This window comes from Novosphingobium mangrovisedimenti (assembly GCF_025153475.1).
GTDB lineage: Bacteria > Pseudomonadota > Alphaproteobacteria > Sphingomonadales > Sphingomonadaceae > Novosphingobium > Novosphingobium mangrovi_A.
This window is the reverse complement of sequence record NZ_JANZXA010000008.1, coordinates 41437-60960: the sequence shown is the minus strand read 5'-3', so window position 1 is coordinate 60960 and position 19524 is coordinate 41437. Positions and strand designations below refer to the sequence as shown.

22 protein-coding genes and 1 tRNA gene are annotated in these 19524 nt (G+C 64.9%); 12 read left to right on the top strand and 11 right to left on the bottom strand.

Annotated elements, in window-relative coordinates; all coding sequences use genetic code 11:
* The first annotated feature begins 145 nt into the window (after positions 1 to 145).
* Positions 146 to 610, top strand: a complete 465-nt coding sequence (locus NZK81_RS12685; protein ID WP_260046459.1) for an Lrp/AsnC family transcriptional regulator — start codon at positions 146 to 148, stop codon at positions 608 to 610.
* Between the two features lie 25 nt (positions 611 to 635).
* Here the strand turns inward: NZK81_RS12685 and aroQ are convergent, their stop codons facing one another.
* From aroQ to NZK81_RS12660, 5 genes are all read right to left on the bottom strand, one after another.
* A complete protein-coding gene (gene aroQ / locus NZK81_RS12680) occupies positions 636 to 1073 on the bottom strand; it encodes a type II 3-dehydroquinate dehydratase (RefSeq protein ID WP_260046458.1) in 438 nt (145 codons plus the stop codon).
* Between the two features lie 81 nt (positions 1074 to 1154).
* Positions 1155 to 1493, bottom strand: coding sequence for a hypothetical protein (locus NZK81_RS12675; RefSeq protein ID WP_260046457.1), 339 nt, complete (start codon positions 1491 to 1493; stop codon positions 1155 to 1157).
* 107 nt (positions 1494 to 1600) lie between these two features.
* Positions 1601 to 2014: a holin family protein gene (locus tag NZK81_RS12670; RefSeq protein ID WP_260046456.1), complete on the bottom strand. Its 414-nt coding sequence runs from the start codon at positions 2012 to 2014 to the stop codon at positions 1601 to 1603.
* A gap of 97 nt (positions 2015 to 2111) precedes the next feature.
* Positions 2112 to 2690 (bottom strand): hypothetical protein, encoded by a 579-nt coding sequence (locus tag NZK81_RS12665; RefSeq protein ID WP_260046455.1) that lies wholly within the window; start codon positions 2688 to 2690, stop codon positions 2112 to 2114.
* 179 nt (positions 2691 to 2869) lie between these two features.
* Positions 2870 to 2946, bottom strand: a tRNA-Pro gene (locus NZK81_RS12660).
* Positions 2947 to 3239: 293 nt separating this feature from the next.
* Between NZK81_RS12660 and yajC the strand changes: the two genes are divergently transcribed.
* The 4 genes from yajC to NZK81_RS12640 all read left to right on the top strand — a co-directional run bounded on the left by yajC (position 3240) and on the right by NZK81_RS12640 (position 7126).
* Entirely contained in the window at positions 3240 to 3575 is a 336-nt protein-coding gene (gene yajC, locus NZK81_RS12655) for a preprotein translocase subunit YajC (protein ID WP_260046454.1), read from the top strand.
* Between the two features lie 71 nt (positions 3576 to 3646).
* On the top strand, positions 3647 to 5260 hold the full coding sequence (secD, locus tag NZK81_RS12650) for a protein translocase subunit SecD (RefSeq protein ID WP_260046453.1): 1614 nt from the start codon (positions 3647 to 3649) through the stop codon (positions 5258 to 5260).
* Between the two features lie 12 nt (positions 5261 to 5272).
* Positions 5273 to 6259, top strand: coding sequence for a protein translocase subunit SecF (gene secF / locus NZK81_RS12645; RefSeq protein WP_260046452.1), 987 nt, complete (start codon positions 5273 to 5275; stop codon positions 6257 to 6259).
* A gap of 81 nt (positions 6260 to 6340) precedes the next feature.
* Entirely contained in the window at positions 6341 to 7126 is a 786-nt protein-coding gene (locus NZK81_RS12640; protein ID WP_260046451.1) for a hypothetical protein, read from the top strand.
* A gap of 286 nt (positions 7127 to 7412) precedes the next feature.
* Here NZK81_RS12640 and NZK81_RS12635 read toward each other — a convergent pair whose 3' ends face one another.
* Together NZK81_RS12635 and NZK81_RS12630 are read right to left on the bottom strand one after the other, a co-directional pair.
* Complete coding sequence (locus NZK81_RS12635; protein WP_260046450.1) at positions 7413 to 8639, bottom strand: glycosyltransferase; 1227 nt, start codon at positions 8637 to 8639, stop codon at positions 7413 to 7415.
* A gap of 22 nt (positions 8640 to 8661) precedes the next feature.
* Positions 8662 to 9234, bottom strand: coding sequence for a helix-turn-helix domain-containing protein (locus NZK81_RS12630; protein ID WP_260046449.1), 573 nt, complete (start codon positions 9232 to 9234; stop codon positions 8662 to 8664).
* A gap of 89 nt (positions 9235 to 9323) precedes the next feature.
* On the opposite strand from NZK81_RS12630, the gene NZK81_RS12625 reads away from it, so the two are divergent.
* A complete protein-coding gene (locus tag NZK81_RS12625) occupies positions 9324 to 9794 on the top strand; it encodes a DUF6456 domain-containing protein (RefSeq protein ID WP_260046448.1) in 471 nt (156 codons plus the stop codon).
* Positions 9795 to 10145: 351 nt separating this feature from the next.
* Here the strand turns inward: NZK81_RS12625 and NZK81_RS12620 are convergent, their stop codons facing one another.
* A complete protein-coding gene (locus NZK81_RS12620; protein ID WP_260046447.1) occupies positions 10146 to 11930 on the bottom strand; it encodes an ABC-F family ATP-binding cassette domain-containing protein in 1785 nt (594 codons plus the stop codon).
* A 133-nt stretch (positions 11931 to 12063) separates the two neighbouring features.
* Here NZK81_RS12620 and NZK81_RS12615 point away from each other — a divergent pair, with 133 nt between their 5' ends.
* From NZK81_RS12615 to NZK81_RS12600, 4 genes are all read left to right on the top strand, one after another.
* A complete protein-coding gene (locus tag NZK81_RS12615; RefSeq protein WP_260046446.1) occupies positions 12064 to 12369 on the top strand; it encodes a PepSY domain-containing protein in 306 nt (101 codons plus the stop codon).
* An 89-nt stretch (positions 12370 to 12458) separates the two neighbouring features.
* A complete protein-coding gene (locus NZK81_RS12610; protein ID WP_260046445.1) occupies positions 12459 to 13136 on the top strand; it encodes a response regulator transcription factor in 678 nt (225 codons plus the stop codon).
* Positions 13137 to 13245: 109 nt separating this feature from the next.
* The gene (locus NZK81_RS12605; RefSeq protein WP_260046617.1) at positions 13246 to 14568 is read left to right on the top strand and encodes a sensor histidine kinase; all 1323 of its coding nucleotides are present in this window, start codon (positions 13246 to 13248) and stop codon (positions 14566 to 14568) included.
* A 90-nt stretch (positions 14569 to 14658) separates the two neighbouring features.
* The gene (locus NZK81_RS12600) at positions 14659 to 14862 is read left to right on the top strand and encodes a hypothetical protein (protein WP_260046444.1); all 204 of its coding nucleotides are present in this window, start codon (positions 14659 to 14661) and stop codon (positions 14860 to 14862) included.
* A gap of 21 nt (positions 14863 to 14883) precedes the next feature.
* On the opposite strand, the gene NZK81_RS12595 is transcribed toward NZK81_RS12600, so the two are convergent.
* Positions 14884 to 15183, bottom strand: coding sequence for a chorismate mutase (locus tag NZK81_RS12595; RefSeq protein ID WP_260046443.1), 300 nt, complete (start codon positions 15181 to 15183; stop codon positions 14884 to 14886).
* A gap of 109 nt (positions 15184 to 15292) precedes the next feature.
* On the opposite strand from NZK81_RS12595, the gene NZK81_RS12590 reads away from it, so the two are divergent.
* The gene (locus NZK81_RS12590; protein ID WP_260046442.1) at positions 15293 to 16309 is read left to right on the top strand and encodes a polyprenyl synthetase family protein; all 1017 of its coding nucleotides are present in this window, start codon (positions 15293 to 15295) and stop codon (positions 16307 to 16309) included.
* 6 nt (positions 16310 to 16315) lie between these two features.
* Here the strand turns inward: NZK81_RS12590 and NZK81_RS12585 are convergent, their stop codons facing one another.
* Positions 16316 to 17551: a glycosyltransferase family 4 protein gene (locus NZK81_RS12585; RefSeq protein WP_260046441.1), complete on the bottom strand. Its 1236-nt coding sequence runs from the start codon at positions 17549 to 17551 to the stop codon at positions 16316 to 16318.
* Positions 17548 to 18537: an MlaA family lipoprotein gene (locus NZK81_RS12580; protein WP_260046440.1), complete on the bottom strand. Its 990-nt coding sequence runs from the start codon at positions 18535 to 18537 to the stop codon at positions 17548 to 17550. Before NZK81_RS12580 ends, NZK81_RS12585 begins: the two co-directional genes overlap by 4 nt.
* 204 nt (positions 18538 to 18741) lie before the next feature.
* Here NZK81_RS12580 and NZK81_RS12575 point away from each other — a divergent pair, with 204 nt between their 5' ends.
* Complete coding sequence (locus NZK81_RS12575; protein WP_260046439.1) at positions 18742 to 19500, top strand: energy transducer TonB family protein; 759 nt, start codon at positions 18742 to 18744, stop codon at positions 19498 to 19500.
* The last annotated feature ends 24 nt before the right edge of the window (positions 19501 to 19524 follow it).

Below are 19524 nucleotides of genomic sequence, written 5' to 3'. Positions count from 1 at the left end.
GTGGATGATCGGAAGTGTTCACTTTGCGGGCGTTGCAAAGCGGGACGATTACGTTATGGAACAATAATATTACAGGGCTCAGGCGTTTTCGATGTGGATATTGCATCGAGTTGAGGCGTCGAATGGGCCCGTCGGGGAATTTTGTATGATCAATCTTGATGAAATCGACCGGCGCCTGCTTGCCGAACTGCAGGCCGAGGGTCGTATCACCAACGTGGAACTGGCCCAGCGCGTGGGGCTGACGGCACCGCCGTGCCTGCGCCGCGTGCGCAGTCTCGAGGAAGCGGGCATCATCCAGGGCTATCATGCCGATCTCGATGCGTCGAAGCTGGGCTTCACGATTACCGTCTTCGCGCTCGTCAGCCTGAAGAGCCAGGCCGAGGAATCGCTGCGCGCTTTCGAAGACCACATGAAGACGCTGCCCGAGGTGCGCGAATGCCACATGCTGAACGGCGAGATCGACTTCATCCTGAAGATCGTCAGCCGTGACCTGCAGAGCTTCCAGGAATTCCTGACCAGCAAGCTGACGCCCGCGCCGAACGTCGACAGCGTGAAGACCTCGCTGACGATCCGCACGTCGAAGAGCGTGCCGGGCGTACCGTTGGAATAGGGCTGATCGCCTGCGGCGGAACGGCTCAAAGCCCCGCCGCAGCCTCCAGTGCCAGCAGATAGCTCTGCGCGCCGAAACCCGCGATCGTGCCTTTCGCGGCCTGTCCGACCCAACTCGTGTGCCGGAACGGCTCGCGCGTGTGCGGGTTGGACAAGTGCACCTCGATGACCGGCGCCGTGATCGAGCGGATCGCGTCGAGCAGGGCGACTGAGGTGTGCGTATAGGCACCGGCATTGAGCAGGACCGCATGCGCGCCTTCCTCTTCGGCCTCGTGCAGCCAGTCGACGAGGTGTCCCTCGTGGTTGGACTGCCGCATCTCGATCTCGCAGCCCAGCGTCTCGCCGCGCTCGACGAGCAGGGCGGCGATGTCGTCGAGCGTCTGCGATCCGTAGATTTCCGGTTCGCGCTTGCCCAGCCGATTGAGGTTCGGTCCATTGAGGACGTAGATCAGCTTGCTTGCCATAGTTCGCCAAAATCCCCCGGCGCCCGCTTGAAAGTGTGGCCCGACCTTTAACGGCCGTGCGGGCCGGCGCAAGCGCTGCCATCAGTATGCAGCGGGCACGCCTTCGACGATCGGGGGAGGTGGCCCCGATCCCGGCCTGTCGTCCGCCGGCCTGTCGGCGTTGTCGGCCGGCCGGTTGTCGTCCGCGGCGTAGCCGTCGTCTTCGCTGCCGCCGCCATAGAAACTCGCCAGCGCCGCGTCGTTGGCTTCCCTTGCACGGCGGGCGGCGGCTTCTTGCGCGGCTTTTTCTGCGGCGGCCTGTTCGGCGGCCCTGGCTTTGGCAAGCTGGCTGGCGTTTTCCTCGTCCCGGGAGGGGCCGCAGGCCGCCAGCGCCAAGGTCGCGCCCGCAAGAAGGAAGACGCGTGAAACTTTACCAAACACCGGCGAACCCTCTTAGCCTGATTGTATATGACTGAGCGATGAAATTCAGGGGGTTAGCTAGGGCAAAAGCCTTAGCGTTTCCTTAGCGTAGGCGCGCCTTCGCGATGCTAGCGGTCGGATCCCTTAACCTTGCCCCACTGGCGCATCGCCGAATACCCCAGATAGCCGGTGCCGAAGAGCGCGTAGAGCGGCTGGGGGATGCCGTCGAGATAGGCACTCATCCCCGCGGCGATGGCGCGCGCGGCATCGGGACTGAAGGCGCCGATCACGCCCATCGGCAGGGCCCAGAGGATCATCGCGTACATGACGTAGAGAAAACTCGGCCGGGCGCGGCTGGTCCAGGGATCGGCCGAACCTGCCTCGGCGATGATCGCCGAAAGGCTGGCCTCTAGCGTCTTCAACTCCTGCGTGTTTTCCAGCTTGAGCAGTTCCAGCTTGGCCCGGTCCCGCGCGTCGGGATCGGGAATGACCTTGTCGATGATGCGGGTGACGGGGCCAAGGAGCGATTCGAAAAGCGGCATGGGCGAGTCTTCCACTTGCGGTCGGGGACTCGCAGATAGATAACCATATCGGTTCGTGTAGGAAAATGGTTCCGCGTCTGCCGTCAGCTGAGGGCGTTTACTCGGAAATGCAGGACTTCAACGCCGATGCCACGGTTTCGAGGGCCGCATAGTTCGACTTGAAGCGAAACCAGGTTCCAAGAGGCTGGAAACCGTCATTGCCCATCGAGCCGGTATTGCCTGCGGCCAATTTCACGTTCCGCATGACCAGAACAACTTGGCTTTGTTCCACTGCCGCTTCAAGGTCGAAGCGCATGATCCAGCCTGAAAGGCCCATGGTCTTGTCGGTTTGACCCTGTGCCACAAGATATTGGCTCTGGTCATCGACCACCTTGAAGATACCGCCTCCCTGAACCGTGGCCCGGTTGTCCCGCTGATAGTAATTGCCGGTGGCAGGTCCCACCCAGGAGCCGGCACTATCGCGCAGCTGAACTTCGTCATTGTGGAGGTTGGTCGCCACGCATCGCTTGACGCGCGAGAATTCCACCGGAGTGTCTGTCGGGAACGACCAGTCGATCTTCTCGACGGTCCTGTTCGTCGCGACCGTTACATTCGCGGGTATGTTATCCTTCCCCGAGGCCATGGCGGGAAGTGCGAAGAAAGCAGAAATTGCAATGATCTTGGCAAGATAACCCATATGATCCCCCGTGCGGACGACTTGCGTGATACACTGGCGTTGAACGTGACGGTAGGGGAGAGTGCCATGCCCGCATGACATCGCGTGGCCGCGACTTGCGGTCTGCTTGCGTGCTGTGGGCGAATGAAAAAGGGCAGCGGAGGCTGCCCTTTGTGCGTTTTGAAAAACGTTCGTGAAATTGGTCGGGACGAGAGGATTCGAACCTCCGACCCCCACACCCCCAGTGTGATGCGCTACCAGGCTGCGCTACGTCCCGACCGGAGCGCGGCCTATAGGCACCTCTCCGGCGTTGTGCAAGCGCTCCGATAAAGAGTTTTGCCGGGATGCTTGAACGCATGGTGTGCGCCCTTATGTGTGACGGCGTCCGGGGCGGGGCGCAAAGCGTCGGCGGCGCGCGCGTTGCCAGTGCCGCGCTTTGTTGCTAACCGCCCGCTTCCGGAGAAGTCGGGTTCACGGATTTCCCGGCGAGGTGTGCGGCAAATCGGATGCCGCGCCCGATTCGCCAGGCAAGCCGGTAACCGGTCGATTACGAGAAGGCCCCTCAACTCAATGCAAACCTCGATTCTCAACCAGCTCGCCGCCGCCGCTCCCGCAGGCGCGCCGCCGGCCTGGATTCAGTACATGCCGTTCGTGGCCATGGCGCTGATCTTCTGGTTCCTCATCCTGCGTCCGCAGATGAAGCAGCAGAAGGAGCACAAGGCGAAGCTCGGCGCGCTCAAGAAGGGCGATGAAGTGCTGACCGGGGGCGGTTTCGTTGGCAAGGTGCTCAAGGTTGACGAAAACTACGCCGAGGTCGAGCTTGCGAAGGGCGTTCAGGTCAAGGCGCTCAAGTCGACGATCGTCGATGTGATCCCGCCCGCCGGCTCGAAGCCCGCGAACGACTGAACTGCCGCTGGGCCCAGCAGTATCCGGGGCATTCCCGCATGGGGCGCCCGATTGGAGAGAAGCCAAAGGCAATGCTCGAATTTCCTACCTGGAAGAAGCTCTGGTTCTGGGGGCTGACGCTGGTCATCTCCGTGGCCGCGCTGCCTTCCCTGTTCTCCGTCTCGGGGCTCCGCTGGCCGCAGGCTCTTCCGAACCCACAGGTCAGCCTCGGTCTCGACCTTGCCGGTGGCAGCCACATCCTGCTCGAGGCGAACGAGAAGCAGGTTGCGCAGCAGCGGCTCGAGAACATGGAAGAATCGGTTCGCGCCCGCCTCAGGCTGGCCGATCCGCGCATCCGCATCGGCGACATTTCCAGCGCCAACGGCCGTCTGAGCTTCATGCTCAAGGACCCAGCGCAGGTCGACGCCGCGCGTGACGAGATCCTGCCGCTGACCACCGGCGCGGGCCTGACCGGCCAGCGCGACTGGGACATCCGCGTCGAGGACGGTAGCCGTTTCGTGCTGACGCCGACGCGCGAGGGCCTCCAGCAGGCGGTGTCGAACGCGATGGATTCGGCCATCGAGGTCGTGCGCAAGCGTATCGACGCGCTGGGAACGCGCGAGCCGACGATCATCCGTCAGGGCGAGAACCGCATTGTCGTGCAGGTTCCCGGCCTCGATGATCCGCAGGCGCTCAAGAACCTGCTGGGTCAGACCGCCAAGCTCGAATTCAAGCTTGTCGACGAGACCGCGACGCCGACCGACGTGGCGCAGGGCATCGTGCCTCCGGGCGACGAGATCGTTCCCTGGTCCGATCCCAATGCGCCCGGTTCCGGCGGCGTGCCGGTGCTGGCGGTCAAGCGCCTGGGCGGCATCAAGGGCGATCAGCTCACCGATGCCCGGCAGTCGTTCGACAGCCGCAACAACACGCCGGTCGTTTCAATTACCTTCGACCAGACGGGCGGGGCCAAGTTCGCCAAGCTGACCAGCGAGAACGTCAACAAGCGCTTCGCCATCATCCTTGACGGCAAGGTGCTCTCGGCGCCCAGCATCAACGAGCCGATCATGGGCGGCAGCGCCCAGATCTCGGGCAGCTTCTCCGTGCAGTCGGCGACGCAGCTTGCGATCGCGCTGCGTTCGGGCGCGCTGCCGGTCGATCTCACCGTGGTCGAGGAACGTACCGTCGGGCCTGACCTCGGCGCCGATTCGATCAAGAAGGGCCTGATCGCCATGGGCATCGGCTCGGGGCTGGTCGTGCTGCTGATGATCGCGGTCTACGGCCGCTTCGGCATCTATGCGACGATCGCGCTGGTCTTCAACCTGCTGATGATCCTGGGCATCATGGCGGTCATGGGCACGACCCTGACGCTGCCGGGCATCGCCGGTTTCGTGCTGACCATCGGCGCGGCGGTGGACGCCAACGTGCTGATCTACGAGCGCATGCGCGAAGAGCGAAAGAAGGGGCGGCGCGTGATCGCCGCAGTGGAGAACGGCTACAAGGAAGCCAGCCGCGCCATCTACGATGCGAACATCACCAACTTCATCGCCGGCGTGCTGCTCTTCGCCTTCGGCTCGGGCCCGGTGCGCGGCTTCGCGGTGGTTCTCATCATCGGCCTGTTCACCTCGGTCTTCACCGGCGTGATGCTGACCCGCATGTGGGTCGCCAGCTGGCTGCGCAAGGCGCGGCCGACCGAACTGAACGTCTAAGGGACCTGCCCAATGCGTCTTCTCAAGCTCGTCCCCGACAACACCAACATCAAGTTCCTGCGCTGGCGGGTGCCGTTCTACGTGGTCAGCATGATCCTGATCGCCGCGAGCTGGGGCCTGATCATGACCAAGGGGCTCAACTACGGCGTAGACTTCGCCGGCGGCCAGGAAATCGAGGCGACCTTCACCAAGCAGGCCGAGGCGCCCGTCGCCGATCTGCGCAAGGAAGTCGGCAAGCTGGGCTACGGCGATCCGGTGATCCAGCGCTTCGGCGCGCCCAATGAAGTCTCGATCCGCACCAAGCTGCCGGCCAGCGCCGAAGGCAATGCCGGCGCGGCCGAGGCGATCAGCAAGCAGGTCATCGCGGCCATTCGCGCCAGCAATCCCGATGTGCGCATCGAAAGCGTCAGCACCGTTTCGGGCAAGGTCTCGGGCGAATTCCGCCAGACCGCGATCTACGCGCTGGGAGCCGCCATGCTGGCGATCTCGATCTACATCTGGGTCCGCTTCGAATGGCAGTTTGGCGTGGGTGCGCTCTTCGCGCTGTTCCACGACGTTTCGCTGACGCTGGGCATGTTCGCGCTGCTCCAGCTCGAATTCAGCCTGCAGATCATCGCCGCGATCCTGGCGATCATCGGCTACTCGCTCAACGACACGATCGTCGTCTACGACCGTATCCGCGAGGATCTGAAGAAGTTCCGCAAGATGCCGCTGCCCGAACTGCTCGACATGTCGGTGAACGAGACGCTGGCGCGCACGGTGATGACTTCGGCGACGCTGCTGGTCGCGCTGATCCCGCTGCTGTTCTTCGGGCCGGAAAGCCTGTTCGGATTGACCGCGGCGATCGTGCTGGGCATCTTCGTGGGTACATATAGCTCGATCTACATGGCGGCCCCGATCCTGATCTGGCTGGGCGTGAGCGGCAGCAGCTTCGTCCCCACCGAATCGGCGGTCGAGCGTCAGGAGCGTCTGGCGAGGGAACGCAGCGCAAGGCCCTGAACCGGGCTGCCGCTCCTCGCCTGCGGACAACACCTGCGAACAACACCTGCGAACAAGGGCAGGGGGGCGAGGAGAGGCGTGATGGCGAAAGTTCTGGTGGTGGAGCCCGACAAGGCTCCGGAGGTTGCCATGCCCGGCGGACTGCGCGGGCAGGGCAAGGTCTTCGCCGCCGTCACGGCGGATCGCTTTCCGCTGGAACTCCACCGTATCGAAATGGCGCCGGGCGAGCGCTGCGAGGCCGGGCCGCACGGAAGCGATACGGTGCTTTATGTCCTGGCGGGCGGCATCGGCGCTGGCGGCTGCTCGTTGCCGGCAGGTTCGAGCATGATCGTCGAGCGCGGCGCGCGCGCGATTTTCCAGGCTGGCTTCGAAGGCGCGACGGTGCTCGTCTTCGCCGGTACCCGTGCCGGGCGGGGCGAGGGCGGCCATGTCCATCTCCTGCCCAGGGCGCGCGTCCCGGCCTGCGAACGCATGAGTGAGCAGAGCGACACCGGCGGCGCGATCCATGCCGACTCGGACTGCCCGAGCTGCGAAGTCTGGCTGCACGAGAACCATTTCTCCGGCACCGCGCCGCCCACGCCAGAAGAGGCCGCGCGCGGCGTTCACTCGCACAGCGAGGACGAGATCATCGTCGTGCTCGATGGCGCGATGCGGCTGGGCGGCAAGCTGGTCGGCCCGGGCACTGCGCTCGCGATTGCGGCGGATACACTCTACAGCTTCACGCCGGGGCCCGAGGGGCTCTCCTTCGTCAACTTCCGTGCGCACCGCCCCGGCGACATTCGCTTCGTGCAGGGCCCGGCGATGAGTGAGACGAGCCTGTGGCGCGAGATCCTGCCGAGGCCCGAATACCTCGAGCCGCTAGCCTAGGTGCAAGGGTCGGAAGGCCGGTAGGACCAGCAATTCCCCTGTCCCCGTCATCCCAGCGAAGGCTGGGATCGCTGGCCGCTAAACGATAGGTTCGAACAGATCGTTCCAGCCGCCCATGGCGCGAGGGCATGAAATGCCGATAGCGAGTCGCTAAGTTCACAAACGAAGTGCAACACCAGCTTAATACCAGCCTGCGCGGGGATGACGGCAATATTCTAACGGGACCATTGCTCGGCGTACCCGGTCAGTCCGCTTTCAGGCAGGAAACCTCAGCAGCTGATGCCCGCTACCAGGCCCCCGCCAGATGCGCGTCTTCCGCGATCGGCGTGCCGTCGAGCACGTCCTTCCAGAAGCGCACGATGTTCTGGGCATTCACGCCCCAGCTGAAGCGGCTGACGTTCTCGGCCACCTCCGCTTGGCTGGGCGGAGCGGCCAGGATGGCCGCGACGGCCCCGGCAATGCTCTCGGGCGTGCGTTCGACGAGCCGCCCCGCGGTCTCGTCCTTCACGATCTCGCGCGCGCCGCCGATGTCGGGGATGACGATCGGCGTTCCGCAGGCCAGTCCCTCAACCCAGACGTTGGCGAGGCCCTCGCTGGCCGAAGGCAGCACCAGCACGTCGGCGGCGCACAGGACGTGGGGCAGCACGTCATGGTTGACGAGGCCGAGGAAATGGACGCGCTCGGCCACGCCGAGCTGCTTTGCAAGGGCCCTTAGGTGGCCTTCGTCCTCGCCGGTGCCCGCCAGTGCCAGCCGCGCTTCGGGCAGCCGGGTCAGGGCCTCTATCACCAGCCTCTGCCCCTTGCGGGGAATCAGCGCGCCGGGCGTGACCAGCAGCGGCCCTTCGGACCAGATGCCAAGGTTGGGCATGGCCGAGACGAGCGCGCGCGCGGCGCCGCGCTCGACCGGGTGGAACTTCTCGCGGTCGAGCCCGGTGTAGTGCACGCCGATGCGTTCGGCGGGCATGCCCAGCGCGATCATGTCGTCGCGCATGGCCTGGCTCACCGCGAGCAGGCCGGCCGCCTGCTGCGCCGCCTGCTTCATCTGCGCGAGGGCGCGCGGGCGCTGGCCCCAGAAATGGATGTCCGCGCCGCGCGACTTGATCGTCAGCGGCAGGTCGAGCTTGCGGGCAATGATCGCCGCGGCGGGGCCATCGGGAAAGAAGAATTCCGCATCGACCAGGTCGAAGGGCTTCCGCGCATGCAGTTCGCGCACCAGTGGTAGCACGGCGCTGGCAATGCGACCGGGATTGGAATCGCCGCCGATCTTGGGAAACAGCGTGAAGCGGGGGTAATGGACCTCGATTCCCACGGCATCGCTGGTTTCGGGAATGTCCCGCAGCCGGGCATAGGGCGGGCGGGTGGAGAGCGGCCAGGGCGGCATGCCGATGGGGCTCACCATCGTCAGGTCGACATCGCCGCGGGCCATGACCGCGCGCATCTGGTTGCCGACGAAAACGCCGAACGAAGGCTTCACCGGATTCGGGAAAAGCGTTGAGATCGAAAGGATCCGCATGGGTGAAGCCGTTCGTAGTGCCTCAGAGTTTTCTGACAAGCATTTCGGCAACGGCCAGCCATGCGGGATGTTCCACGATCACCTGTCGTTGCCCGCTGGACGGGGGCAGCAGGGCCACGCGTTCCCCGTCGCGGTCGATCAGGCGCCCGAAAGCGAAGCGGCCGCCGGGACGGGGGGCCAGAACGTCGCGGTTCATCAGCTTGCCGGCCTCTTCGGGCGGATGCTGGCGCAGCCAGACCTGGTCGCCGGCGCGGTACTCGCCGCAAGCGGTCTCTACCGCCAGCACCAGCCACGGAGCATCGGCGGAGAGGGCATTGGGCAGCACCGCCTCGATCGGCGCACGTATGGCATCGGCGCCCTGTTCGCCCAGCATCGCGACAATGCGGGGTGGCTCGCTCGCCTCGCTGCGCAGAAGCAGTTCGGGTTCGACGTTCAGCGCGGCCGCGATGCGGTTCATCCAGACGAGTGAGAGATTGCGCATACCGGTTTCGAGCCGGCCGATGGTCTGTGCGGTGGTGGGTGGCTCGCAGGCGGCGGCGACGTCGGCCAGCGTCAGGCCTTTCTGCAGGCGGATGTCGCGGATGCGGTTGATCATGACGGACCTTTAATAACCTATTTGGTTTTTACTTTCCTACATATCTTCCGTTTTGGCAAGGTTGGGTCCTATCCAACAGGGAGACAGTGATGAAGCGAGACCTCGTCGAGCGCGAACTGACCAGCGAAGGACCGGCGCGATCGGGCCCCCGGCGCGGCCGGCGCAGCGTAACGGTCAACCTGGCCGAATCGCCGCTGAGCTGGCTGCATGCGCGCGGCCACCTCACGGATCGGCAACTGGCCGCGGGCGAGCAATTGCGGTCCGACTGGGAGCGCGCGCAGCTTGCGCCGCGCGTGACCATGCGCTGGGATCCGGTACGCGTGGCCGGCGGGGCGGAGGCGGACCTGACGCCCGGCGAGCGCCAGCTTGCGGCCAGATCGCGTTTCGATGGGGCTATTGCGGCGGCAGGGCCGGGCCTGTCCGACATCCTGTGGCGCGTCGCCTGCGCGGGGGAGGGGCTGCCCGCGGCGGAAAAGGCGCTGGGCTGGCCGGTGCGCAGCGGCAAGCTGGTGCTGGGGCTGGCGCTCGACCGGGTGGCGGATTTTCATCGGTTGGGGTGAGAGTAGAGCATGGCCAGCAGTTCGTCGTCATTGCGAGTGGCCGAAGGCCGCGCGGCAACCCAGTGCGGTTCAGGCTGCCCTGGATTGCTTTACCCGCGTCGCGGGTTCGCAATGACGAAGCAAATGGGGGACGGCGGTGCGCGGAGGTGGTTCCTGGCGCAAGGTGACACCGGGTGTGCAAGGTGACACTTCGAGACAAGGTGACACGTTTCACTCTGGACAGTGTAAACCGTGTCAACCGGGTGTCACCTTGTCCATCCTTCGACAGGCTCAGGATGAGCGGAGAGAGGGGGGGATGACTTTGCCTTTTACCCGCTCGTGCTGAGCTTGTCGAAGCACGCTGGCGCAGCGTCAGCCCTCGACCTGCTCCGCCAGTTCCAGCCAGCGTTCCTCCGCCACTTCCTTCTCGCCGCGCGCCTTTTCGATGGCGGCGCTCAGCGCGGCGAACCTGTTCGGATCGCGCGTGTAGAGTTCGGGATCGGCCATGGCTTCCTCGTCGCGCGTGATCGCGGCTTCCAGTTCCTCGATGCGCTGGGGCAGGAGGTCGTAGTCGCGCTGGTCCTTGTAGGAGAGCTTGGTCTTCCTCGGCGGCGGGGGAGGGGGCGGGGTGGCCCCTTCGGCTTTCGCCCTGGCCTTGGCGGGCGCGGTGCGCTGCTTGCGCTTGGCTTCCCAGTCGGCATAGCCGCCCGCGATCATGTCGATACTGCCCGAGCCGTCGAGGCCGAGGGTGAGGTTCACCGTGCGGTCGAGGAAGTCGCGGTCGTGGCTTACGATCAGCACGGTGCCGTCGTAGTCCGAGATCACTTCCTGCAGCAGGTCGAGCGTTTCGAGGTCGAGGTCGTTGGTCGGCTCGTCCAGCACCAGCAGGTTGGAAGGGCGGGCGAACTCGCGGGCGAGCAGCAGGCGCGAACGCTCGCCGCCCGACAGCGTGCCGACCTTGGCATCGATCAGGCCGGGATCGAACAGGAAGTCCTTGAGGTAGCCCTGCACATGCTTGCGCACGCCGCGCACATCGAGCCAGTCGCTGCCTTCGGCGATCACGTCGCGCAGCTTCATCTCGGGCTTGAGCAGGCTGCGCTGCTGGTCGATGACGATGGTGGTCAGCGTTTTGGCCAGCGTGACCGTGCCTTCATCGGGCTCCAGTTCGCCGATCAGGATCTTGAGCAGGGTGGACTTGCCCGCCCCGTTGCCGCCGACAATGCCGATCCGGTCGCCGCGCTGGATGCGCAGGTTGAAGTCCTTGATGACCGTGCGGTCTCCAAAGCGCTTGGTCACGTGCTCGGCGACGATCACCGACTTGGTCTTGCTGCCATCGCCCGCAACGGCGAGCTTGGCAGTGCCGGTGGGGGACATCATCGCCGCGCGCTCGGCACGCATTTCCCAGAGCTTGGCAAGACGCCCCTGGTTGCGCTTGCGCCGGGCAGTGACGCCGCGTTCCAGCCAGTGGGCCTCGATCTTGAGCTTGGCGTCGAGCTTTTCGGCGGCGCGGGTCTCTTCCTTCTGGACTTCCTCTTCCCACGCCTCGAAGCCGCCGAAGCCGACTTCCTTGCGGCGCAGCGATCCGCGGTCGAGCCAGAGCGTCGCCCTTGTCAGGCGGGTGAGGAAGGTGCGGTCGTGGCTGATGACCACGAAGGCGCCGTTGTAGCGTTGCAGCCAGCTCTCCAGCCATTCGATCGCAGACAGGTCGAGGTGGTTGGTCGGCTCGTCGAGCAGGAGGAGGTCGGGCTCGGATGCCAGCGCGCGGCACAGCGCCGCCCGGCGCCGCTCGCCGCCCGAGGCACTGGCCGCCTCGCGCGACAGGTCGATGCCGAGCTGGTCGGCGATGGCTTCCACTTCGTGCTGCTGGGGCGCGTCGGGGCCGTGCAGCGTGAAATCGAGCAGGGTGTCGTGGCCTTTGAAGAACGGGTCCTGTTCCAGCGTGACGACGCGCGTTCCGGGCTGGATCGAGCGCTTGCCTTCGTCCGCGTCGACAAGGCCGGCGATCAGCTTGAGCAGCGTCGTCTTGCCCGCGCCGTTGCGCCCGATCAGCGCCAGCCGGTCGCGCGGGGCGATATTGATGTCGAGGTCCCGGAAGAGCCAGCCGGAACCCTGGATCAGGCCGAGGCCTTCCCAGCTGAGGATCGGTGCGATTGCCATGGCGCGCCCCTACAGCCGGCGGCGGGGGGCTGGCAAGCCGGAGTGGGAAATCGGCAACAGGTCATGCTGTCTGCCACCTTCCAGCCACATTCAGCACTTGTTCAACGCCCGAAGCTTAGGCACCCAGACTGTGATGAAGATGCTTCTTGCCCCATTCGCCGCGCTGTCCCTCCTTGTGGTCGGCGCGTTGTCGCTGCCAGCCCATGCCGACAACGGAGGCGATCAGGGCGAAGCCCGCAAGGAACGCAAGGCCGGCAATATCCTCTCGATCCGCCAGATCGAGAAGATCGTGCTACCGCGGATGGGGGGCAAGCAATACCTCGGGCCGGATTACGATCCGGCGGCAATGGCTTATCGCCTGAAGTTCATCGAAGACGGCAAGGTCTATTTCGTCGATGTCGATGCCCGCACCGGGCGCATCATCGGCCAGTCGCGTTAAGACCGCCGGGCATTGTCCATCAGGCGCCGTCGCTTGACGCTCAAGGGCTTTCGGCCCATTTCACCCGGGTTCATGAAGGGAGACCGGAATTGCGCATCCTGATCGTCGAGGATGAACCTACCCTGGGCAACCAGCTCAAGACCACGCTGGAGCAGAATGGCTATGCCGTCGACTTGTCGACGGACGGCGAGGACGGGCATTTCCTGGGCTCGACCGAGGAATACGATGCGGTGATCCTCGACCTCGGCCTGCCCGAGATCGACGGCCTGACCGTGCTGGGCATGTGGCGCAAGGAAGGGCGCAATTTCCCCGTCCTCGTGCTGACCGCGCGCGACAGCTGGTCCGACAAGGTGGCCGGTCTCGATGCCGGCGCCGACGACTATCTGGCCAAGCCCTTCCAGACCGAGGAACTGATCGCCCGTCTGCGCGCGTTGATCCGCCGTGCCTCGGGCAATACCTCCAGCGAACTGACCGCCGGCGACGTGCGGCTGGATACCCGCTCGGGCCGCGTCACGCTGGCCGGTGAGCCGGTCAAGCTGACGGCGCAGGAATACAAGCTGCTGAGCTACCTGATGCACCACAAGGGCAAGGTGGTCAGCCGCACCGAACTGATCGAGCATATCTACGATCAGGATTTCGACCGCGATTCGAATACGATCGAGGTCTTCGTCACGCGCATCCGCAAGAAGCTGGGTGCCGATGTCATCACGACGATCCGTGGCCTTGGATACAGTCTCGACGATCCCGCCGACGCCCCGCGCGGCTGAGGAGCCGTCCGCTTCGGCAGGCGAAACCGCGGTGAATGCGGTTTCGCCGCCGGCGACGGGCGCCGCCGGGCCGGCGCATGTCCGTCATACCGGCTCGCTCGCCCAGCGCATGATGCTGATCGCGGCGGGCTGGATTTCCATCCTGCTGCTGGTCGGCGGGCTCGCGCTCGATCACACGCTGACCGGGCTCATGACCCGCAATTTCGATGAACAGCTCGGCTACATGCTGACCGGCATGATCGGCTCGGCCGAAATCGGGCCGGACGGCGAGGTGTTCTTCATCCGCCCGCTGGGCGACCAGCGCTTCATGGAGCCCAATTCCGGCCTCTACTGGCAGATTCGCGGCAAGGGGCACGAGGACTATCCCTCACGGTCGCTGTGGGACCGCAGTCTCGACGTGCCCGAGGATCACTTCGACGCGCAGCCGCATGTCTATGACAGCGACCAGTTCGCGGGTGAGCCGCTGCGGGTCATGGAACGCTCGATCATCCTGCCCGGCAGCAATACGAAATGGATGTTCACGGTCGCCGCGAGCCGCCAGGATCTCGACGATCAGATCAAGATGATCCGCTCGATCCTGATCTACAGCTTCGTCGCGCTGGGCGTCGGGCTGTTGCTCATGGCCGGGCTGCAGACCTGGTATGGCCTGTTCCCGCTGCGCCACGTGCGCCGGGCTATCCAGAAGCTGCGCGCGACGGGTGCCGCCCGCGTCACCGATCCGCTGCCACGCGAGGTCGAACCGCTGGTCGATGAACTCAATGCGCTGCTGGCCCATACCGAGCGGCAGGCCGAGGAAGCGCGCACCCATGCCGGCAATCTCGCCCATGCGCTCAAGACGCCGCTAACGGTGCTGATGAACGCCGCGACGGCAAGGGCGCCCGATCTTTCCGACACGGTCATCCGCGAGGCGGCGGTGATGCGCCGGCAGGTCGACCATCACCTCGCCCGGGCGCGGGCCGTGGGGCGGCGCGCGGCCGGCATGTCGCGGGCAGAGGTCTGGCCGAGCCTGGAGGCGGTGCTGCGCGCGGTTGGGCGGTTGCACGAGGAGACGCGCTTCGATCTCGACGGCAACCACCACGCGACGGTCGCGATCGAGAAGCAGGATCTGGAGGAAGTGCTCGGCAACCTGATCGAGAACGCGGCCAAGTATGGCGGCGGCAGCGTGTTCGTCACGGTCGACGCCGGGCCGAAATCGGATGCGCGCTGCTGCGAGATCTGGATCGAGGACGACGGCATGGGTATCCCGCAGGCCGAGCGCGTGCGCATCTTCGATCGCGGTGCACGGCTCGACACCGGCAAGCCGGGCACTGGGCTGGGCCTTGCCATCGTGCGCGATGTTGTGGAAATCTACGGTGGCACCGTCGAACTCGACGAGAGCGAGGACCTCGGCGGGTTGCTGGTGAAGCTCAAGCTGCCGCGCGCGGTGGGCTGACGGATTTTCCGGTGGGATCGCGCGGGATCACGGTTGCGCGATCTCCGTTGTGCCGCCATGTGCGGCTCGTTCGCAAATCAAGGAGCACTCATGAACCAGACCATCAATCTCTCGCTCTCTTCCGATGAGATCGAAATGCTGGTCGATGCGCTTGAAGCCGACATGGAAGGCTACGTCGAATCCGCGAAGGAAGCGCGCGGCAACGGCAATCGGGACGAAGTGAAGACTTTCACCGAAGCCGCGACGCGCATTCAGACGCTGATGAGCAAGCTGCAGGACCTGGTCGAAGGGTAAGCTGCCCGCCAAAAGCGGGGATTACCCCGCTTTTGCCTGCTGGTGGTGGCGGATCACTTCGTCGATCACGAAACGGATGAACTTCTCCCCGAAGTCGGGGTCGAGGTGGGCATCCTCGGCCAGTTTGCGCAGGCGGACGATCTGCCGCTCCTCGCGTCCGGGGTCCGAGGCCGGCAGGTCGTGCTCGGCCTTGTAGGCGCCCACGGCCTTCGTGATGCGGAATCGCTCGGCCAGAATGTGGATCAGAGCGGCATCGATGTTGTCGATGCTCGCGCGATAGCCGGCAAGAACGGGGTCGATAGCGGGAGTGTCCTGAGTCATCGTGCCGTTCCGCTAGCACGGGTTTTCGGCCTCTGCCAGCCGCACAGTTTGCGTCGATGATGGCGTTTGCCCTTGCGTTAATCTCGCTCAGCGCGCAATGCGCGGGGCAATGAGTGCAGATGTCATCACCCTGCGCCCGCGCAGGCAGGAACCCTCCCTTGCTCCCATGCTGGCACTGACCGCTGCCGGCATGAACAGCGTCAATTCCGTCATCCTCGATCGGATGCAGAGCGAGATTCCGCTGATCCCGGCGCTCGCCGGTCACCTGATTTCGGGCGGCGGCAAGCGCATGCGCCCGATGCTGACTGTCGCGGCGGCAGAACTGTGCGGTTATCAGGGCGCGCGCCACCACAAGCTGGCGGCAGCGGTGGAATTCATTCACACGGCAACGCTGCTGCACGACGATGTCGTCGACGGCTCGGACCTGCGCCGTGGCAAGGCGGCCGCCAACATCGTCTACGGCAATCCGGCTGCGGTTCTCGTGGGCGACTTCCTGTTCACCCGCTCTTTCGAGCTGATGGTGGAGGATGGCAGCCTCAAGGTGCTCAAGATTCTCTCGCGCGCCAGCTCGGTGATCGCGGAGGGCGAGGTCGACCAGCTCACCGCCCAGCGCAAGGTCGAGACGAGCGAGGAGCATTACCTCCAGATCATCGGCTCCAAGACCGCCGCCCTGTTCGCCGCCGCGACGCGCATCGCCGCCGTCGTTGCCGAGAAGAGCGAGGCCGAGGAACTGGCACTCGATGCCTATGGCCGCAATCTGGGCATTGCCTTCCAGCTCGTCGACGATGCCATCGACTACGATTCGGAAGCGGCGGAATCGGGCAAGGACAAGGGCGACGACTTCCGCGAGGGCAAGATGACGCTTCCGGTCATCCTGGCCTACGCACGCGGCGACGCGAAGGAACGCAAGTTCTGGGAAGAGGCAATCGCCGGTTTCCGCACCGAGGACGAAGACCTTGCTCACGCGGTCGAACTCATCAACCGCCACGGTTGCGTCGAGGCAACGCGCGAACGCGCGCAGCATTACGCCCAGCGCGCGATCGATGCGATTGCCTGTTTCCCGGCGGGCGAGGCCCGTTCGGCGATGGCCGAAGCGGTCGAGTTCGCCGTGGCGCGCCGCTACTGAACGGTTCTACGCCGGCCGGGTGTGGCTGGCGAGTGCCGCGAAATAGGCTTCCACGATTCCGGCATTGGCGCGGTCCCAGGTAAAGGCCTGGCTGTGCGCGTGCGCGTTGAACGCATGGGCCTTGCGTAGCGCGGGGTCGGCCAGATAGCGCGCGATTGCCCGGGTATAGCCCTCGACATCGGCCGGCGGGACCAGTGCGCCGGTCAGGCCATCGACAACGAGATTGCTGTTGCCGGTCGCATCGGCAGCTACCACCGGCACGCCGCAGGCCATTGCTTCGAGCGAGACATTGCCGAAAGCTTCGGTCGTTGATGGATTGAGCAGGAGGTCGGAACTGGCGATGGCACGCGCCAGTTCAACGCCGTGCTGAAAACCGATAAAAACGGCGTCGCGGAGCCTTTCGGCGAATTCGGCGCGAGCGGGACCATCGCCGATGACAAGGATTCGGAAGCGCGCATTTTCGGCACGAAGCCGGGCGATGGTGTCGGCAAAGTCGCCCAGACCCTTTTCGACCACGAGCCTGCCAAGAAAGGCAATGACGGGTTCGTCCCCGAATCCGTGGGCCCGGCGCCATTCCAGATCGCGTCGGGCAGGTGAGAATGTCTGGGTATCGACACCGCGGGTCCAGATACCGATGTTTTCGCCCATGCCCTGGGCTTGCATCGTTTGCGCGGCGGATTCGCAAGGCGCCACGACCTTGTCGCAGGCCCGGTAGAAGCGGCGGAGCACGGCAAGCAGGGGTTTTTCGAAGATGCCCAGCCCGTAGTAGCGCGGGTAGGTCTCGAAGCGGGTGTGCATCGCGGCGACTACGGGCAGGTCCATCGTGCGGGCCAGCTTGAGCGCACTGCGGCCATGCAGCAGCGGCAGTGAGATATGGAACAGGTTCGGCGCAAATGCCCTGATGTCGTCGCGCGTCACCTTGGGCAGGTGCCAGGCTATCCGGTATTCCTTGCGGCCGAACGGCAACGGCGACGAGGGTATGCTGACAAGGTCGCCCATCGGTTCGAAAGCGGGATTATCACAGGTCGGCGAATAGACGCGCACGGTCGCTCCCCGATCCAGGAGGTAGCGTACCAGCATGTTCTGCGCACGGTTGGCACCGTCGCGAAGGCAGTTGTAGTTGCCGCTTACGAAGGCGATTCGCAGCGCGGAGAGGTCCCCGGCAGGCCGGGACAGGCCCGCACCGGTTGGGGGTGCGGGCGCAGCCAGGTCTTCAGGGTCGAGGCGGGCGGACTGGCTCATGGCGTGCCGGTTGTTTCCGGCATGGCGGCAGGATCTGCCGGAGCCTCTTGAAGGGGAGCGGCCTCGGGCTCGGCGGCCGGTGCGTCCTCCGATTCGATCAGCGGGCCATCGACCGTCTTGCGACGCCCCTTGAGTACGTCGATTTCGGCCCGCCTGCGGGCCAGATATTCCTCGCGCTGCGCGACATAGGGATCAGCGCTCTCCTGGAAGCCAGTGAGCTTGTCGTCATTTTGCGCGCGCTCGTCGACAGCGCTCAGGACGCCTTTGCCGAGGGCGACTTCTGGCCTTGCGAAGGGCTTGGGCGCGATGGCGGGAAGGATCGCGAGATCGAAGGGCCGGGCAAGCAGATCGCGCAAGGTGGTGGCGCCGATGATCGGAAGGAACATGTAAGGGCCGGGGCCTACGCCGTAGTAGCCGAGCGTGTCGGCAAGGCCATTGGAACGGCGCGGCAGGTTGAACGGCTTCTTCTTCGCGACATCGAACAGCCCGCCGAGGCCCAGGGTCGTGTTGATGACGAAGCGTCCGAGCGTTTCTATCGCCTTGCCCGGCTTCAGCTGAAGCAGGAAGTTCACGAACACGATCGGCTCGTCGAGGTTGTCGAGCACGTTGTGCACGCCGTCCTGGATCGGCTCGGGAAGCGTGCGCTTGTAGGTCCGGGCGATCGGTCCGACGATGGCCTTGTCCAGCGCCTGAACCGCTTCGTAGGAGACGACATTGAAGGCTTCGACCGGATCGGCGGGGGAAGCCGCGCGGTGCGTGACGATAATGGTGTTGTCCGCGGGAGCGTTTTCCGCGGATGATTGGGCGTCTTGTTGTCCTGTAGCCTGCTCCTGCTCGGCAGTGGTCGCTTCATCGGCAGGCGAGGGCGGGTTGGCTTCCTGCGATGTTTGCGCCGCTGCGATCGGCGGCAGCGTTGATGGAAGGTCACCTGCCTCCACTGGCGCGCTGGCCAGCAGAACAGGCAGTGCAAGCATTGAAACGCTCAAGAAGTTTCCCCGGTTTTCCCTCAGTGTACGTGGTCTCGACGTCATCGAGTCGTGACCATCTGTTACGACGTAACCGCGGGCACATAACCACAGTTGCATGCATGGGTAAAACTTGCGTGTGGATGAACAGGGCAGGACATCGCAATCGGCTGTGGGTGAAATCTGGCGTTGCCGCTCTGGCGCGCGCCGTCTAGGTCAAGGCCGATGCGTTCCGATACCGATCGGGCTGTGACGGGTTACAGGCCCGGGTCGCCCCGCCAGCGTGCGATTTCCAGCGTCCTCTCTGCGGGGCTGATCCTGCTTGTCCTGCTTCTCGCGATCTACCAGACCGGCGTCGTGCCCATGCTCGACAAGCGCAGCAGCAATCCGGTGACTTTCGATGTGGCGGGCAAGGATGCCGATCAGGGGGCCAAGTCGCCCGACAAGCAGCCGGAAAAGCGCAAGCAGCGAAAGGCGAAGCAGGAGGCGGTCAAGGAGACGAGGGTTGTGCCCCCGGTCGAACAACCGGTTGAAAAGAAACCCGCCTTCACCTTTCTCAAGCTTTCGAGCGCCGATTTCGCGGCTTCGGATATCGGCGCGATGAAACCTTCGCAAAGCGACGATGCTGCGTCGGGCGGTGGGAACGGTGGCAGTACATATGGTCCCGGAGAGGGGCCTGGCGGGGCCATTCTCTATAATGCCAACTGGTACAGGGAGCCGAGCGATGCGGAACTGGGTGGCTACCTGCCTCCGAACGCTCCTCGCGAAGGCTGGGGCATGATCGCCTGCCAGACGAAGGCTCACTACAAGGTCGACAATTGCGAGATTCTGGGAGAGTCGCCGCGCGGTTCGGGGTTCGGCAGGGCAGTGCTCGATGCGGCGTGGCAATTTCAGGTGGTGCCGCCGCGCATCAACGGAAAACCGCAGCTGGGAGAATGGGTGCGTATCCGAATCGAATATGGAACGAGGAAGGCCGCGGGCTGAAGCAGGGTCGGGGCGTGACCTGAC

Coding starts and splice junctions, on each gene's coding strand:
- NZK81_RS12615 (WP_260046446.1), top strand. CDS start 12,064: ATGAAGATGCTTCTTGCCCCATTCGCCGCGCTGTCCCTCCTTGTGGTC.
- NZK81_RS12605 (WP_260046617.1), top strand. CDS start 13,246: ATGATGCTGATCGCGGCGGGCTGGATTTCCATCCTGCTGCTGGTCGGC.
- NZK81_RS12585 (WP_260046441.1), bottom strand. CDS start 17,551: ATGAGCCAGTCCGCCCGCCTCGACCCTGAAGACCTGGCTGCGCCCGCA.
- NZK81_RS12665 (WP_260046455.1), bottom strand. CDS start 2,690: ATGGGTTATCTTGCCAAGATCATTGCAATTTCTGCTTTCTTCGCACTT.
- NZK81_RS12670 (WP_260046456.1), bottom strand. CDS start 2,014: ATGCCGCTTTTCGAATCGCTCCTTGGCCCCGTCACCCGCATCATCGAC.
- secD (WP_260046453.1), top strand. CDS start 3,647: ATGCTCGAATTTCCTACCTGGAAGAAGCTCTGGTTCTGGGGGCTGACG.
- NZK81_RS12685 (WP_260046459.1), top strand. CDS start 146: ATGATCAATCTTGATGAAATCGACCGGCGCCTGCTTGCCGAACTGCAG.
- NZK81_RS12590 (WP_260046442.1), top strand. CDS start 15,293: ATGAGTGCAGATGTCATCACCCTGCGCCCGCGCAGGCAGGAACCCTCC.
- NZK81_RS12630 (WP_260046449.1), bottom strand. CDS start 9,234: ATGATCAACCGCATCCGCGACATCCGCCTGCAGAAAGGCCTGACGCTG.
- secF (WP_260046452.1), top strand. CDS start 5,273: ATGCGTCTTCTCAAGCTCGTCCCCGACAACACCAACATCAAGTTCCTG.
- yajC (WP_260046454.1), top strand. CDS start 3,240: ATGCAAACCTCGATTCTCAACCAGCTCGCCGCCGCCGCTCCCGCAGGC.
- NZK81_RS12575 (WP_260046439.1), top strand. CDS start 18,742: ATGCGTTCCGATACCGATCGGGCTGTGACGGGTTACAGGCCCGGGTCG.
- NZK81_RS12620 (WP_260046447.1), bottom strand. CDS start 11,930: ATGGCAATCGCACCGATCCTCAGCTGGGAAGGCCTCGGCCTGATCCAG.
- NZK81_RS12625 (WP_260046448.1), top strand. CDS start 9,324: ATGAAGCGAGACCTCGTCGAGCGCGAACTGACCAGCGAAGGACCGGCG.
- aroQ (WP_260046458.1), bottom strand. CDS start 1,073: ATGGCAAGCAAGCTGATCTACGTCCTCAATGGACCGAACCTCAATCGG.
- NZK81_RS12635 (WP_260046450.1), bottom strand. CDS start 8,639: ATGCGGATCCTTTCGATCTCAACGCTTTTCCCGAATCCGGTGAAGCCT.
- NZK81_RS12640 (WP_260046451.1), top strand. CDS start 6,341: ATGGCGAAAGTTCTGGTGGTGGAGCCCGACAAGGCTCCGGAGGTTGCC.
- NZK81_RS12600 (WP_260046444.1), top strand. CDS start 14,659: ATGAACCAGACCATCAATCTCTCGCTCTCTTCCGATGAGATCGAAATG.
- NZK81_RS12595 (WP_260046443.1), bottom strand. CDS start 15,183: ATGACTCAGGACACTCCCGCTATCGACCCCGTTCTTGCCGGCTATCGC.